The 15,927-nt window shown below is 59.3% G+C and carries 13 protein-coding genes and 2 tRNA genes; 4 read left to right on the top strand and 11 right to left on the bottom strand.

What is annotated here, in order from left to right; all coding sequences use genetic code 11:
• Positions 1-241: 241 nt before the first annotated feature.
• From NHU87_RS25380 to NHU87_RS25365, 4 genes are all read right to left on the bottom strand, one after another.
• Complete coding sequence (locus tag NHU87_RS25380; RefSeq protein ID WP_253553431.1) at positions 242-1,540, bottom strand: virulence factor family protein; 1,299 nt, start codon at positions 1,538-1,540, stop codon at positions 242-244.
• Complete coding sequence (gene mprF / locus NHU87_RS25375) at positions 1,540-4,182, bottom strand: bifunctional lysylphosphatidylglycerol flippase/synthetase MprF (RefSeq protein ID WP_253553428.1); 2,643 nt, start codon at positions 4,180-4,182, stop codon at positions 1,540-1,542. Before mprF ends, NHU87_RS25380 begins: the two co-directional genes overlap by 1 nt.
• A 276-nt stretch (positions 4,183-4,458) precedes the next feature.
• A tRNA-Met gene (locus tag NHU87_RS25370) sits at positions 4,459-4,535 on the bottom strand.
• 220 nt (positions 4,536-4,755) lie between these two features.
• Positions 4,756-4,832 (bottom strand) — tRNA-Met (locus tag NHU87_RS25365).
• A 301-nt stretch (positions 4,833-5,133) separates the two neighbouring features.
• Here NHU87_RS25365 and dinB point away from each other — a divergent pair.
• Positions 5,134-6,195 (top strand): DNA polymerase IV, encoded by a 1,062-nt coding sequence (gene dinB / locus NHU87_RS25360; RefSeq protein WP_201059867.1) that lies wholly within the window; start codon positions 5,134-5,136, stop codon positions 6,193-6,195.
• A gap of 100 nt (positions 6,196-6,295) precedes the next feature.
• Here the strand turns inward: dinB and NHU87_RS25355 are convergent, their stop codons facing one another.
• The 4 genes from NHU87_RS25355 to NHU87_RS25340 form a co-directional block, all read right to left on the bottom strand.
• Positions 6,296-7,249 (bottom strand): hypothetical protein, encoded by a 954-nt coding sequence (locus NHU87_RS25355; protein WP_253553425.1) that lies wholly within the window; start codon positions 7,247-7,249, stop codon positions 6,296-6,298.
• 17 nt (positions 7,250-7,266) lie between these two features.
• Positions 7,267-8,982 (bottom strand): proline--tRNA ligase, encoded by a 1,716-nt coding sequence (locus NHU87_RS25350; RefSeq protein ID WP_038979208.1) that lies wholly within the window; start codon positions 8,980-8,982, stop codon positions 7,267-7,269.
• A 142-nt stretch (positions 8,983-9,124) separates the two neighbouring features.
• Positions 9,125-10,684, bottom strand: coding sequence for an AmpG family muropeptide MFS transporter (locus NHU87_RS25345; protein WP_253553421.1), 1,560 nt, complete (start codon positions 10,682-10,684; stop codon positions 9,125-9,127).
• A 44-nt stretch (positions 10,685-10,728) separates the two neighbouring features.
• Positions 10,729-11,082, bottom strand: coding sequence for an MGMT family protein (locus tag NHU87_RS25340; RefSeq protein ID WP_038979210.1), 354 nt, complete (start codon positions 11,080-11,082; stop codon positions 10,729-10,731).
• Positions 11,083-11,249: 167 nt separating this feature from the next.
• On the opposite strand from NHU87_RS25340, the gene NHU87_RS25335 reads away from it, so the two are divergent.
• Positions 11,250-12,257 carry a DUF481 domain-containing protein gene (locus NHU87_RS25335; protein WP_253553419.1) on the top strand — a complete coding sequence of 336 codons (1,008 nt, stop codon included), beginning with the start codon at positions 11,250-11,252 and terminating at the stop codon, positions 12,255-12,257.
• A 203-nt stretch (positions 12,258-12,460) separates the two neighbouring features.
• Here the strand turns inward: NHU87_RS25335 and NHU87_RS25330 are convergent, their stop codons facing one another.
• Positions 12,461-12,670, bottom strand: a complete 210-nt coding sequence (locus NHU87_RS25330) for a cold-shock protein (protein ID WP_002554837.1) — start codon at positions 12,668-12,670, stop codon at positions 12,461-12,463.
• A gap of 353 nt (positions 12,671-13,023) precedes the next feature.
• Between NHU87_RS25330 and dcd the strand changes: the two genes are divergently transcribed.
• Together dcd and NHU87_RS25320 are read left to right on the top strand one after the other, a co-directional pair.
• Positions 13,024-13,590, top strand: coding sequence for a dCTP deaminase (gene dcd / locus NHU87_RS25325; RefSeq protein WP_007904652.1), 567 nt, complete (start codon positions 13,024-13,026; stop codon positions 13,588-13,590).
• A 107-nt stretch (positions 13,591-13,697) separates the two neighbouring features.
• Complete coding sequence (locus tag NHU87_RS25320) at positions 13,698-13,907, top strand: hypothetical protein (protein ID WP_253553417.1); 210 nt, start codon at positions 13,698-13,700, stop codon at positions 13,905-13,907.
• A 120-nt stretch (positions 13,908-14,027) separates the two neighbouring features.
• Here the strand turns inward: NHU87_RS25320 and NHU87_RS25315 are convergent, their stop codons facing one another.
• The gene (locus NHU87_RS25315; protein ID WP_253553416.1) at positions 14,028-14,792 is read right to left on the bottom strand and encodes an ABC transporter ATP-binding protein; all 765 of its coding nucleotides are present in this window, start codon (positions 14,790-14,792) and stop codon (positions 14,028-14,030) included.
• Between the two features lie 13 nt (positions 14,793-14,805).
• A complete protein-coding gene (locus NHU87_RS25310) occupies positions 14,806-15,924 on the bottom strand; it encodes a succinylglutamate desuccinylase/aspartoacylase family protein (RefSeq protein ID WP_253553414.1) in 1,119 nt (372 codons plus the stop codon).
• Between the last annotated feature and the right edge of the window lie 3 nt (positions 15,925-15,927).

Below are 15,927 nucleotides of genomic sequence, written 5' to 3'. Positions count from 1 at the left end.
TCTTAAGGACGCCTTCGCCGGCAAGCCTGGCTCCTACAGAAAAGCGGCTTACTCGCTTAACTGACTGGCATTAGGGCTGGCCCGCGATACCGGCGGCAGACCGACATTGATGTGACAGACATACCGCCATCGCGGGCAAGCCCGCTCCCACAGGGATCTGCGGTGCAGGTTAAATTGCGCTCATATGAAAAAGCCCCCGCAACCATAAGGCTGCGGGGGCTTTTTGTGAGCGCGGCTCAGATCACTCCTGAGCCGCCGTCTCCTTCGCTTGACGCTTCTCGATCACACCCACCAACCGCTGAGCCAGCGCCGGATAGTTCTCGTCGAAGTGATGGCCGCCAGGCAGTTTCATCGCTTCGCCCACCGCAGTCTTGTCGGTACACCCGCTCTCGTCTACTTCTTCTTCACCGTAGATGCACACCACTTTTTCCGGTGGCAGCTTGGCCATTTCCGGGCCGGTGGCGGCTTCTTTGCCGGCGTTGCCGAGCCAGCCTTGGACTTCGATTTCGAAGCTGCCAGTGCGGGCGAAGGCCAGCAGGATGATTGCGTCGACGCGCTGCTGCTCCGCTTCCGGCAGGTGGTTGTAGATGGCGGGCAGTACGTCGGCGCCGAACGAGTAACCGGTCAGGATGAAGCGCTTGGAGCCCCATTTCTGCCGGTAGTGCTGCATCAGTTCGGTCAGGTCCAGAGCACTTTGTTCCGGGCTCTTGTGCTGCCAGTAGTAGCGCAGGGTGTCGATGCCGACCACTGGGTAGCCGATTTTGGCCATTTCGCCGGCCACGTCGCGGTCCAGATCACGCCAGCCGCCGTCGCCAGAAAGGAACAGGGTGACGGTGTCCTTGGCTTGGCCGGCCGGCACTTCCACCACCGGGATCTGCAGGCCGCCGGCGGCTTTATCGCCACCGACGAGGATTTTGCGCAGTTCGTTGTTCAGCACTTGCGGCAGGTTGATGTCGTAGTCGCTGATGCTGGTTTCGGCATTGGGCTGGTCACGCACGAAGCCGGCGCTGGTGTCGTCCGGATTGTCGTTCCAGGCCACCAGCCAATGGCCATGGGCGGCTTTTTTCGGCAGCAGGTGAGTGCAGCCACCGGGTTTTTCCAGGGCCAAGTCAACCGAAATGGCCTGGGCCTTGTCGTCCTTCTGTTCGGCGAGCCAGCGCCACGCGAGCACGGCGCCTGGGCCTATGCCGCTGACCAGGGTAGCCGGGCCTTTCAGTTCGCGCAGACCCGCTTGCAGGGCGCGGCTTTGCAGTAGACAGTCCTTGGGCAAGATCACCTGGACGATCTGCGCCGAGGCGCTGCGGCTCAGGGTGGTCAATTGCTTGTCATTGAGCTTCTGGTCTTCATTGACCGCCACCAGCACCTGAGCCTTCGACGTGGTGCCGGGGATGACGCGGGTCATCGCGGCGCCATCGGCCGGCGTCAGCCGTTCGAGGGTCGGTTCTGGTGCCGGGCGGTTCAGGTACCAGTAACCGCCACCGACCATCAGGGCCAGCACTACCAGTGTGGCGAGTACGTACCGCAGGGAGCGTTGAATCATCAGCGTTTCACCAATCCAGTCAAGCCACCCGCAATCAGGGCGGCAGTGTCGGCCAGGGCCACCAGCGGATCGAGTCCGGCGGGCACGGCCATATAACGGGGTTCCCAGTCGGGCTGGAACTTGTCTTTGAAGCGGCGCAAACCTTGGAAGTTGTACAGCTGCTCACCACGGCGGAAAACCATCGAGCCCAAGCGCTGGGTCAATGGTGCACCGCGCCGGGGTTGTAACCCCGACAACGGCACCATGCCCAGGCTGAAGCGCGCGTATCCATGATTTTTATAATGTTGAATCAAGCCGACCATCATGAACTCCATGGTCAGCTTTGGGGCGTCGGGGTGCGCGCGCATCAGGTCGAGGCTGGCCAGGTCATGGCCGTAAGTCTCGAGCAGGTTGGCGAATGCCACCGGGCGCCCTTCGAAACGGATCACCGCAACCCGGAAGTGCTTGAGGTAGTCATCACTGAAACGCCCGAGCGAGAAGCCTTTCTCGCGCACGTTCTTGCCGGTCAACCAGGCGTCCGAAATAGCCTTGAGCTCATCCATCGGCGCTTGCCCCGGCTCATGGATTTCCAGCGACAGGCCATCACGGGTGCCGCGGTTCCAGGTGTAGCGCAGGTCCTTCATCTCTTTGCCCTTGGCTTCGAGATCAAAGCGGTGCAGATCGACCCGGGCTTCTTCGCCGAGCTTGATCGCGGTCAGGCCGATGTCCATGTAGTACGGCAGATTCTCGGCGCGCACTTGATAGAACACGGGCCGGGCATGGTGGATATCGCAGAGGTCGCGGAACTGCCAGATCATTTCCGCCCGCTGCTGGGGCGGGCCGATCGGGTCGTACAACGCCACCAGGCTGCGGCCACGGCGGGCGTACATCAGAAACGCCTCGTCGTTGGGGTGAAACAGCAGCGCCTTGTCACCGGTCAGGGCCAGGCCGCCATCCGGTTGGGACGAGGCCATGAGAATCTTTACCGCGCGCTCCAGCTCATCGGGCGTCGGCAAGTGGATCACCGGGCGCGCGGTACGCAGCAGCCAAGTCAGGGATACCACCACCAGCAGGACCGCGGCGCCGAGCAGCGAGCGCAGCCCACGCGGGGCATCGGCATCGAGGGTGAACTGCCACCAGAGTTGATGGCTGTAGGGAACGTCCTGATAGGCGAACAGCAGCAACCAGATCGACGCGCCGAGTACGCAGAGGCTGGACACCAGATACAGCGGCGAAAACGGCACTTCGGTCAGGCGACTGGGGCGATAGAACGAACGGCGGAAAACCCCCAGCAAGCTCGCCGTCAGGGTCATCAGGCAAGCCTCTTCCCAGTCGAACCCTTTAAGCAGAGAGAGCAGGGCGCCGACCAACAACAAAATGGTGGTCAGCATCCACGCGGCCGACAGGCGGCGACGCAGCCCCTGAGCCAGCAGCAGGCAAAGCACGCCGACCAGGCTGGCGCCGAAGTGCGAAGCGTCGACCAATCGATGTGGAATCAGAAAACCGATGTGTTCAAGGCGGGTATCGATCTCCGGCGTCACACCGGAAAACAGCAACACCACGCCGGACAGGAACACCAGCACTGCCAGAACAGGCGCGGCCAAGCCAGATGCTGCACGCAACGACTGGCGTGTCTGAAACAGGCGCTGGCCTTCGTTGACCAGCAGCAATACGCAAGCCACCAGCAGCGGCAACACCACGTAGATCAGGCGGTAGAGCAGCAACGCGGCAGCCAATGGCGCGGCACCGAGCTTGTCGGCGAAGGCGGCGAGCAAAATCGCCTCGAAGACCCCGACGCCACCCGGTACATGGCTGAGCACGCCAGCGGCCAGGGCCAATAGATAGACCAGCAGGAACGCACCAAAGGGCGGCGCTTCCGGCAGCAATAGATAGAGCACGGTCGCGGCAGCGGCCACGTCCAGCGCGGTGATGACCAGTTGCAGGAACGTCAGGCGGCGACCCGGCAGGCGCAAGGTGCGGCGACCGGCCTTGACCAGCAGGTTGTCCGGGTAAGGCTGTTCCGGTAAGCGACGGCGATAGATGCCGATGGCCAACACCGTGGAGAGCAGCAGCACGGCTACTGCAATCGCACCCAGCAACGTCTCGGAGAAACCCAGGGCCGCGGAGGCGGCGGGCAGGTTGCTGAGGGTGGCGAGGGCGGCCAGGGGCGGAAGGGCGCAGCCAAGCGAGAGGCTGGCAAACAGAGTCATGTGCGCGACTTCCGAAGCCCCCACACCATGACGTGCATATAAACGGTAGCGAACCGAGCCGCCTGACAGCAGCGAAAGGCCGATGGCATTGCCAATGGCAAACGCGGTGAAGCCGCCCAATGCCAATATTCGCGGCGCCAGCGTCACGCCGGCATAACGGCTGGCCGACCATTCGTAACCCAGCAGAATAATGAAGCCGATGACGGTCGCGCCGAGCGCACCCAGCAAGGCCGGTTTCGGCACTTCCAGAATCGAGTCGTGCAGCGCGTACAGATCGAGTTCGCTCAGCAGGTGACGACAGGCAATCAGCGCGATGGCGAACAACAGCAAAGTGACCGCCAAACCGATGGGTTGACGATATTTGCTGATTCGATCCAGCACGCGCAGACGCTCGGCTTTGATCGGTTGTGTCGCTGTGACGGTGTCTTGTGAATCAGACGAGTTGGCGCGCATCAATCACCTCTTGGATTGTGCGCGACAGGATGGAGGTATCCAGCCAAGTTACCAATCCCTGTGGAAAAAATAATCACAAATATTAACGCCTCTCACCGGGTGTCGGCGGCGGCGCGTCATCAGTCGTAGAAGGTTTCATCTGCGGTTCAGTCTGCGCTGAACTCACAGTCTGGCGATCCCGAATGGCTCACTGCACAGTGACAGATCATTGTTGCGAAAGGACTTTTTCAACAGATACAAAAAAGGCCACTCTTTCGAGTAGCCTTTTTTGATGTTTGGTTGCGGGAGCCGGATTTGAACCGACGACCTTCGGGTTATGAGCCCGACGAGCTACCAGACTGCTCCATCCCGCGTCTGTGTGGCGGCATTCTACAGGCGAACGCCGGAGTGTCAACCGTTAATCCCAGTATGGCTCAAATAAGTTTAAAACGACGGCGAATGGTCGCAGGGGAGACCTAAGTTTCGGAATCAGAACGATTTCTTGTTTCTGGGCGGTAAGGCATAAACGGCTGATTTTTATAAAACAGGCGCGCACAAAAAAGGCCACTCTTTCGAGTAGCCTTTCTTGATGTTTGGTTGCGGGAGCCGGATTTGAACCGACGACCTTCGGGTTATGAGCCCGACGAGCTACCAGACTGCTCCATCCCGCGTCTGTGTGTCGGCATTCTACAGAGGATCGCGGGGCTGTCAACCTTCAATCTCGGTAAAACCTGTTCCTGTTCAAGCGCTTAGGTGAAAAAGGCTACAGCTGATCGGTCTGAAAGGCAGGCAGGGCAAGGCTTGTGGCTCTATCGGGAGGGCGCTTTCGATTGAGAAAATAAATTCCTCAGGTGCTTTTCCTACAAGGGAAAAAGAACATTCAGAGTACTGGTGCTATATACAGGTGTCAGTGAGATACTGCCGGTATGACTCACCCTCACATCATTTATTCGCCATGAACACTGCTTTTATATGACGCAGCGAAAAATCATCCACGTCGATTGTGACTGTTTCTACGCCGCCATCGAGATGCGTGACGACCCGCGCCTGGCCGGTAAGCCATTGGCGGTGGGCGGCTCGGCGGATCGGCGTGGGGTGATTGCCACCTGTAACTATGAAGCGCGGGCTTATGGCGTACGCTCGGCCATGTCTTCCGGGCATGCCTTGAAACTCTGTCCGGACCTGACCATCGTCAAGCCGCGCATGGATGCCTATCGAGAAGCGTCGAAGGAAATTCATACGATCTTTCGCGATTACACCGACTTGATCGAGCCGCTTTCCCTGGATGAGGCCTACCTCGACGTGTCGGACAGCGCGCATTTTGGCGGCAGCGCCACGCGAATCGCCCAGGACATTCGCCGCCGCGTCTCTAATCAATTGCACATCACCGTGTCGGCCGGCGTGGCGCCGAACAAGTTTCTAGCCAAAATCGCCAGCGACTGGAAGAAGCCTAACGGCTTGTTCGTGATCACGCCGGATCAGGTGGAAGACTTCGTCAGTGGTTTGCCGGTGAGCAAGCTGCATGGCGTTGGCAAGGTGACCGCCGACAAACTCGGCAGGCTCGGCATCGTCGATTGCTCGCATTTACGTGAGTGGGACAAATTGGCGTTGGTGCGCGAATTCGGCAGCTTCGGTGAGCGACTCTGGAGCCTGGCTCGTGGGATTGATGAGCGGTTGGTGCACAACGACAGTCGTCGACAGTCGATCAGCGTCGAAAACACTTACGACGTGGACCTGCCGGATTTGGTGAGTTGTCTGGATAAATTGCCCGAGTTGCTGGAATCCCTGAATGGCCGCATGGCACGGATCGACAGCAGCTATCGGCCAGGCAAGCCGTTCGTCAAAGTGAAATTCCATGATTTTACCCAGACTACTTTGGAGCAGGCCGGGGCAGGGCGGGATCTGGGGAGTTATCAGTTGCTGCTGACTCAGGCCTTCAATCGAGGCGGGAAACCGGTGCGATTGTTGGGGATCGGGGTGAGGCTGGAGGATTTGCGGGGCGGGTTTGAGCAGATGGAGTTGTTTGAGCGGTAGTTCAGCGTTGAATGTTCGGGCCTCTTCGCGGGCAAGCCTCGCTCCTACAGGTATGGCATGTTCCCTGTAGGAGCGAGGCTTGCCCGCGAAGCTTTTGACTTTAATTCGGTCCCGGATCCGCCACCAATCGCCCGGCATCCTTGGTCAATGACTTGAGGAATTCGGTCTGCAACTCGGGATCGTTGCGGGTCAGTTCGATCAGGCTCTGTTCCAGCTCGCTGGCTTCTTCTTCCAGACCCAGTTCCGACAGACGTTTGACCCGGTGTACCCACTGGCTCACTTCGTCGTCTTCGAGGTCGTCGTAAATCAGCCCGTGCGCTTCGAGCAGCTTGCCGCGCAAATTGCTGCTGATCGCCAGGGACGAGTCGGTGTGCACATCGTCCTTGTTGTCCTCGACACTGATCTGCAGCTTGCCCAGATGATTGAGGTCATGTTCGGCGAACGGGCTGTCCAGCAGGTTCAGGCGCAACACGCCGTTACGGTCGGTGCTCAGTTCAAAAGTGTTCTTGCCAGCCTTGACCTGCACTGGGCGCTCGCTCCACGGCAGGCTCGAGTATTCCGTGCGCTTGTCGCGCTGGACTTCGTCGATACCTGCCAGGTTCTGTTGCGCCCGGCCATGAGACTGCGCGTTCATGAACGGGTTGAGCCCGGCGAAACCATAGCTGAGCCAGTCCTTCGTCACGCCGTCCGGCAGATTGCCGAGGGCGAACACATTGACCACGTTCGCACCGACACCGGCCACCACGGCCACCGCGCCCAGCGGGATCTCGTAGACCTCCCTCCAGGGTTGGTAAGGCGTGTAGCGATCGTAGTGACGCGTGACTTCGAACTCGGTGACTTCGAAGGTTTTCTGCTCGTGGATTTTCACCCGACGTTGCGGCAGCTCAAGCACCTTGGGCTCGCCGACATCGATCTGCAGGCTATGATCGAGCAATTTGCGCTCGACCCGTTCCTCGTGCTCGCTGCGTTGTGACATCTGATTGGCACAGCCGCTGACCAGCAGGGCGCCGCACAGGGCGGCGCCACCGAGGCCTAAGGTGTTTCGCTTGAACATGACGTCTCTATCTGGTGTCAGCGGCGGATACGGGCCTGGAGGAAGGACAACACGTCAGCGACCGGCAGCGCTTGCGCCTCGGCCTCTGTGCGGCTCTTGTATTCCAGATTGCCGTCGGCGAGGCCGCGGTCACTGACCACGATCCGATGCGGAATGCCGATCAGCTCCATGTCCGCGAACTTGATGCCCGGGCTGGTTTTCTTGTCGCGGTCGTCCAGCAGCACTTCGAAGCCGGCGGCAGTCAGTTCTGCGTAGAGCTTGTCGGTGGCTTCGCGAACCTGTTCGGTTTCGTAGCGCAGCGGTACCAGAGCAATCTGGAATGGGGCCAGAGCATCGCTCCAGATAATCCCGTTTTCGTCGTTGCCCTGCTCGATGGCGGCAGCCACCACGCGGGACACGCCAATGCCATAGCAGCCCATTTCCAGGGTGACTGGCTTGCCGTTCTCGCCCAGCACTTCGCACTTCATCGCTTTGCTGTACTTGTTGCCCAGCTGGAAGATGTGCCCGACTTCGATGCCGCGCTTGATTTCCAGAGTGCCTTTGCCGTCAGGGCTCGGATCACCGGCCACGACATTGCGCAGGTCGGCAACGGTCGGAACCGGCAGATCACGCTCCCAGTTCACGCCGAAGTAGTGCTTGTCGTCGATGTTGGCACCGATGCCGAAGTCGCTCATCAACTCGACGGAACGGTCGATGATGATCGGCAGTGGCAGGTTCAACGGGCCAAGAGAACCGGCGCCGGCGCCAATGGCGTCGCGCAGTTCAGCTTCGGAAGCCATGACCAGCGGGCTGGCAACGCCAGGCTGGTTGGCGGCCTTGATTTCGTTCAGCTCGTGGTCGCCACGGATGATCAGGGCAATCAGTTTGCCTTGCTCTTCAGCATGCACCACCAGGGTCTTGATGGTCTTTTCGATCGGCAGGTTGAAGCCTTCGACCAGTTGCGCAATGGTCTTGGCGTTCGGCGTGTCGACCAGACGCAGCTCTTCGGTAGGCGCGGCACGGGAGGTTTCGCGTGGTACGGCTTCGGCCTTTTCGATGTTCGCTGCGTAGTCGGAACCGTTGCTGAAGACGATGTCGTCTTCGCCGGATTCGGCCAGTACGTGGAACTCGTGGGAGCCGGCGCCACCGATCGAGCCGTTGTCGGCTTCAACCGGGCGGAATTTCAGGCCCAGACGGGTGAACACGTTGCAGTACGCCTGGTGCATGCGGTCGTAGGTGATCTGCAGCGAAGGCTGATCAGCGTGGAACGAATAGGCGTCCTTCATGATGAATTCGCGGCCGCGCATCAAACCGAAGCGTGGGCGGATTTCGTCACGGAATTTGGTCTGGATCTGATACAGGTTGATCGGCAGCTGTTTGTAGCTGCTCAGCTCGTTACGCATCAGGTCGGTGATGACTTCTTCATGAGTCGGGCCGGCGCAGAAATCGCGACCGTGGCGATCCTTGAAGCGCAGCAATTCAGGGCCGTACTCTTCCCAGCGACCGGATTCCTGCCACAGCTCAGCCGGTTGAGTGCTCGGCATCAACACTTCGAGAGAGCCGGCGGCGTTCATTTCTTCACGCACGATGGCTTCAACCTTGCGCATCACTCGCAGGCCCATGGGCAGCCAGGTGTACAGGCCCGAGGCGAGTTTGCGGATCATGCCGGCGCGCAGCATCAGCTGATGGCTGATGACGACCGCGTCGGAAGGCGTTTCTTTCTGTGTGGCGAGCAAAAATTGACTGGTGCGCATGGTTGGCCGTTGTCGGTTGCTGATGACGAGAAATGACGGAACATTGTACGGGCGAGATCTGCTGGCGTACAGGAGTGCGGCCGGCTGTGTGGCAGAGGGCGAAAATCTGCTCGCCCTCTGCGATGTTTCCTGCATAAAGAGCCTACGATTCTTCCGCGACCTGGGTCGGAACCGGTTCCGGCGTCGGTGTCGGACCGGCGCGGCGGTTTTCCTGGAACCAGTGCAGCGCGATCAACAGGAGAGTCGGAACGCCCAGCAGGGCAGTGATCAGGAAGAAGTTGTGATAACCGAATTTCTCCACCATGACCCCTGAGTAACCGCCGATCAAGCGGGGCAGCAAGAGCATGATCGAGCTGAGCAGGGCGTACTGGGTGGCGGAGAATTTGAGGTTGGTCAGGCTCGACAGGTAAGCGACAAATGCCGACGTCGCCAGGCCCGAGCTGAAATTGTCCAGTGAGATGGTGGCGATCAACATCTGCAGATCGGCCCCCATATCCGCAAGCATCAGGAACAGCAGGTTGGTGCCGGCCGATGCAACGCCGCCAATGAACAGGATAGGCAGGATGCCGAAGCGCACGATCAACAGGCCGCCCATGCCGGCGCCGACCAGCGTCATGATCAGCCCGAAAATCTTGCTGACGCTGGCAATCTGATCCTTGGTGAACCCTTGGTCGATGTAAAACACGTTGGCCATCACGCCCATGACCGTATCGGACATTCGATAAGTAGCGATCAGCCCGAGCAGCAACAGAGCCTGCCAGCGGTAACGCAGAATAAAGTCGTTGACCGGGGTCAGCACCGGGGCCAGGCCACGGCGGCCCACGGCCGACAAGCACAGGCCGGTAAGCGTGATATAGAGGATCGCCCGCAGGAACGCGCGGTCTTCGAGCAGCAGGTCGAGCACGCTTGCGTCTTCGAACAGTACGCTGGCGAAGTCAGTGTTGTAGAGCTGAGTGAACAAGGCCGGTACGGACACCAGCAGCACGATCAGCACGAACACGGACGCCAGTTGGTGCACGAAGCTGTAGCGTCCGGCCTGCAACTGAGTGCGCAAAGGCACCGGCGGTTCGCGCATGAACAGGGTGGTCAGCAGCGCCGGGACCATCAAGACGCCAAACAGCACGTAGGTGCCGGTCCATGCCGCATGCTTATAGTTGAAACCGGTCGAGCCGAAGCCTTCGGCGAAGAACAGCGCGCCGGCCGTCGCCAGCAGAGCCGCGACCCGATAACCGGCCATATAGCTGGCTGCCAATGCGGCCTGGCGGCTTTCGTCGGCGATTTCCAGACGATAGGCATCAACAGCGATGTCTTGCGTCGCCGAGGCAAAGGCGACGACCACGGCGATGGCGATCAGCCAGGACAGGTGTTTTTGCGGATCACAGAAGCCCATGCCGATCAGGCCAAGGATTACGAGTGCCTGAGCCAGTACCAGCCAGGAGCGTCGTCGACCGAGCTTGCCAAGAAATGGCAGGCGCCATTGGTCGAGCAGCGGGGACCAGACCCATTTAAAGGCGTAGGCCAAGCCGATCAGGCTTGCGTAGCCGATGGTTTCGCGGGCAACACCGGCCTCGCGCAGCCAGACTGAGAGCGTCGAAAACACCAGCATGTAAGGCAGGCCGGCGGCGAAACCAAGCAGCAAGAGCACGAGCGTCGAGGGGCTGGCATAGGCGGCGAGCGCGGCGCGCCAGGTTTTACGGGGCATGGGCTGGAGTCTGCCTCAAGAATTACGGAAACAAAGCGCGCACTCTAACCGCTGTGCTCTACCGGGCGCCAGCCATGGCGCTGAATATCAACACGATTGTTCAGGATACTGATGCCTTCCATGCGCAATCGGGCCCGTTGTTCATCCCCCGAAGGGCTTCCCACGGGCAGGCTGATCCGACCGCCGGCACCCAGCACCCGGTGCCAGGGTAATTTGGTGTCACCGGGCAATTGGCTCAGTGTCCGCCCGACCCAACGGGCGGCACGACCCAATCCCGCGAGCTCGGCGAGTTGGCCATAACTCACGACTTTGCCCTCGGGTACTTGCGCCAGGGTCAGGTAGAGTGCCGTGCGTCGGATTTGCGCCGCGCTTTCGGTTTCTGCGTTTGAGTCGGTCACGTCCCGGGTTTCCTGAAAGAATGCGCAATTGACCGTCTGTAGAGTAAATCCTGAATCGCCCATTGAGAAATGAACTCAATAGAAATAGTCGGGTCAGTCCTTGTCAGGGCCTTATTCATGAGGATAATGCCGACTTTTTTTCGCAAAGTTGAGCCTTCGATTCGCTTATGTTGTCCAGAACCTTGCTGTGCCTCGCTGTCGCCAGTGCTTCCACTCCCTTGCTTGCCGATACCGTCTGGTTGAAGAACGGTGACAAGTTGAGCGGCAAAATCACCGTCTTTGACGGTGGCAAACTGCTGATTCAGACCGAGTACGCGGGCGCGATCCCGATCGACTGGAAACAGGTCAAAACCCTGGAAAGCGATCAGCAACTGTTGGTCAAACAGGATGCCTACACCGGTGAGAAGTCCAAGTCGCTGCATGCGGCGGAGGATGGCAAGGTCACCCTGGACAATGGCGATGGCCCCAAAACCGTGGAGCTGGCCAGTATCCAGCAGATGCTCAAGCCCAAGCCGGTAGTTGAGGATTTGGTGTGGAAAGGTAATGTCGACATGGCGCTGGATTATCAGCGGGCCGAAAAAGATACTGATGATTATGACGTTGGTTTCAAAACCACCGCGCGTCATGGTCGGTGGCGTCATACGGCGGAAGGTGAGTACAACCGCGAGTTCCAGGATGACGTTGTCACCACTGATAACTGGCGTGCCGAATATTCTCTCGACCGATTCCTCACCGAGAAGTGGTTCTGGCAAGGGCGTTTGAATTACAAGCGTGACCAGATCGAAGAGCTCGCCCGCCAGCGCACCATCGGTACCGGTCCCGGTTATCAATTCTGGGATAACGAACTGGGCGCCTTCTCCTTAGGCTCGCTCCTGAACAACACGGACTATGAGTATTCCAACGGCAACAAGGAAAACTTCTACTCCCTGGCGATGAAGTGGGACTACAACCGCTACCTGATCGGCAAGAAGGTCGAGTTCTTCACCAATGGCGAAGTGGGCAAGCCGTTGTCAGGGGTGGCGGATTACGCCCTCGATGCCGAGGTCGGCCTGCGCTACAAAGTCACCGATTGGGCGTCGCTGAACCTGAAGGCCGAGAAAGACATCATCAGCGGTAGTGATGAGGCTGATCTGAGCAAGACCCGATACACCGCAGGGTTTGGCGTGACCTGGTAACACTGAAAGATCAAAAGATCGTCCGAACGCGGCCCGAACCTTCGGCAGCTCCTACAAATTCGATGTTCGCCGCCATACCGCGGCTGAATACAATCCCCTGTAGGAGCTGCCGAAGGCTGCGATCTTTTTTGCGAGGCAAAAACACACGCCCACAAAAAAGCCCCGCTTTTAAGGGCGGGGCTTTTTACTAAAGCAGTTACAAGTTAGATAACTTGAACTTCTTCAGCTTGCATGCCTTTCTGACCGCGGGTAGCGATGAAAGAAACCTGTTGGCCTTCTTTCAGGCTTTTGAAGCCGTCGGATTGGATAGCTTTGAAGTGAACGAACAGGTCGTCACCGGATTGTGGAGTGATGAAGCCGAAGCCTTTTTCATCGTTGAACCACTTAACGGTACCGGTTTGGCGATTAGACATGGTGTAACTCCTTGAACAAAGATAACTGCGACGCAGGAAGAACCCTGGCCGAGACTGAGTGCAAAGAGCAGGAAAAATTCTTGTAGATGGTTGGATCGAAATTCAACATATCGTGTAGAGATTCTCAGTGACACAAGCAGCACAGTGGCGCCACCTTAACCCTTTTTCCGGAACGTGCCAATGGTTCTTGCGAAGGTTTCTCTGTTTTCATGACTGACGGTGCGTCGAATAGCGGTGAAGACCCTGAATTCACGGGGGATCGGCGAGAATTGTTTCCCGGACTTTGAACCGGAGCGCCTGCCCGGTAAGATGCCGGACAGAATTTTTCCACCTCGCTATTCAGGACACCCGCCATGAGCATCAAATCGGACAAGTGGATTCGCCGCATGGCGCAGGAACACGGCATGATCGAGCCTTTCGTCGAGCGCCAAGTGCGCGGCAGCGACGATAGCCGTGTGATCTCCTACGGCGTGTCCAGCTACGGCTACGATGTGCGTTGCACCAATCACTTCAAGGTGTTTACCAACATCAATTCGGCGATCGTCGACCCGAAAAACTTCGATGCTGGCAGCTTCGTCGACATCCACAGCGACGTGTGCATCATTCCGCCGAACTCCTTCGCTCTGGCCAGCACCGTCGAATACTTTCGCATCCCGCGTAACGTATTGACCATTTGCCTGGGTAAAAGCACCTACGCGCGTTGCGGCATCATCGTCAACGTCACGCCGCTCGAGCCTGAGTGGGAAGGTCACGTGACCCTGGAGTTCTCCAATACCACCAATCTGCCGGCGAAAATCTACGCGAACGAAGGCGTGGCGCAGATGTTGTTCCTTGAGTCGGACGAAGAGTGCGAAGTCTCCTACAAGGACCGTGGCGGCAAGTACCAGGGCCAGCGTGGCGTGACCCTGCCGCGTACCTGAGTCAGCCGTCTGACAAACCGTTGGAATTCCTGAGCGAGCGTACACTCTATGGAATGTACTGCTCCGATTCGCGCAAGGCGGATCGGGCCATCGCTCAGGAGTGCTTCATGAAGATCGATCCACGAATAAGTGCCGAACTGGCAAGGCTTGAGCCCAATCAGGTTGGCGTGCTGGCCTGGTCCTTGTTGGCACATCCGCCAGTTACCATGGCAGGGGGCATCCCCGGCCAGCCTGATCCCGACACCCCCAACGAACAGCCGACAGAACCCGGAGAGCCCACCCTGCCGGATGAGCCGCCTCCTGCGCCTGTGGCCTAAGATTCTGTAGGAGCTGCCGAAGGCTGCGATCTTTTGATCTTAAAAAAATCAACATCAAAAGATCGCAGGCTTCGCCAGCTCCTACGGTGATTCGTAGAGTGGGCGAAACCTGCGATTTTTCTATTTCAGGTTGCCGCTGAGGAACTGCTTCAGCCGCTCACTCTTCGGATTACCCAGCACATCCTCTGGCGCGCCTTCTTCTTCCACCAAGCCCTGGTGCAGGAACAGCACCTGGCTCGAGACCTTGCGGGCGAAGCTCATTTCGTGGGTGACCATGATCATGGTCCGGCCTTCTTCGGCCAGGCCCTGGATCACCTTGAGCACTTCGCCGACCAGTTCCGGGTCGAGCGCCGAGGTGGGCTCGTCGAAGAGCATGACTTCCGGCTCCATGGCCAGCGCGCGGGCAATGGCTACCCGTTGTTGCTGACCGCCCGAAAGGAACGCCGGGTACTGATCCGCCACGCGCGCCGCCAGGCCAACCTTGTCGAGGTAACGCCGGGCACGGTCTTCGGCTTCTTTCTTGCTGCAGCCGAGCACCCGGCGCGGGGCCATGGTGATGTTCTCCAGCACCGTCATGTGACTCCACAGGTTGAAATGCTGGAACACCATGGCCAGGCGGGTGCGGATTCGTTGCAGTTCATCTTCATCGGCGACGCGCATTCCATGACGGTCGTGGATCATCCGGATCGGCTGGCCGTCCATAGTCATGGCGCCGTCGTTGGGTTGTTCGAGAAAGTTGATGCAGCGCAAAAAGGTGCTTTTGCCCGAGCCGCTGGCGCCGATCAGGCTGATGACGTCGCCGGTTTTGGCCTTGAGCGAAACGCCTTTGAGCACCTGATGATCGCCATAGCTTTTATGCAGGCCTTCAATGGTCAGTTTGTACATGGGGCATGCATCCTCAAGGCGAAAGTAGGTAGCCGCTGCGATAGGCTTCGGTGCCCGCGACGTGGGCGATCACCATGCCGGCAGTGGCCATGCGCCGCAGCGAACGGGCGTACATCAGCCCGGCGGCGGTGCAATGAACAGGGGTGACGCGATCATTGATCGGGTCGATCACTTCGGCGATCAGTTGCCCGGCCTCCAGATATTCCCCGGGCAGGGCCGTGAACACCAGCAGCCCGCCCACGGGTGTCGCCACCGGTTCGACACCGGCCAGCGGCGTGGCCGGGTAGGGCAGCTCGGGTAATGGCGCCGGCTCACCGGCAATCGCGCCGAAGTGAATCAGATAATCGATCAGCGCCTGACAGTCGAGGCTGGCCAGCGGGTGATTGACGTCACCTTGGCCGCGCAATTCGACGGTGACTGAAAAACTCCCCAGCGGAATCTCGAACTGCTCGCCGAAGCGCTCTTTCAGCTGCCACCAGAGCAGGGTGAAACATTCGTCGAATGATTGGCCACCCGAATCGGTAGCGAGCAGGCTGGCTTCGGAGCCGATGTAGCGCGCCAGCGGCTCGACCTGCGGCCAGGCCTCAGGCGTGGTGTAAAGGTGCGCCACGGCTTCGAAATCGCAATGCAGGTCCAGCACCATGTCTGCATCGCAGGCCAGCCGTTGCAGGGTCAGGCGTTGGGATTGCAGTTGAGTGCCTGCGGTCTGCCGCGCCAACGCCTTGCGCAGGCTGTCGCGGATCAATTCGAGGTTGCGTTGCGGATCGTCGCCGAGCAGGCCTTCGATCTCGTTGCCGACTTCTTCACTCAAGTCGACGAACCAGCGATTGAAGTTCTGCCCGCTTTCCAGCTCGTAGCGGCCCAGTGGAACGTCCATCAATACTTGTTCCAGGCCGACCGGGTTGGCCACGGGCACCAGCACGATTTCGCTGCGCAGTCGGCCCGCGGCTTCCAGCTCCGCCAGACGTTGCTTGAGATGCCAGGCCACCAACATGCCGGGCAATTCGTCGGCATGCAGGGAGGCCTGGATGTAAATCTTGCCTTTGGCCGACGGTGGGCCGAAGTGGAAGCTGTGAATCTGTCGCACGGTCCCCGGCAGCGGGGCCAGCAGGTCATGAATCTGGTGGCGCATGTA

The organism is Pseudomonas mandelii, from assembly GCF_024138395.1.
Taxonomy (GTDB): domain Bacteria; phylum Pseudomonadota; class Gammaproteobacteria; order Pseudomonadales; family Pseudomonadaceae; genus Aquipseudomonas; species Aquipseudomonas mandelii_E.
Note: the sequence above shows the minus strand (reverse complement) of the source record. Positions and strands in the feature narration are given on the sequence as shown.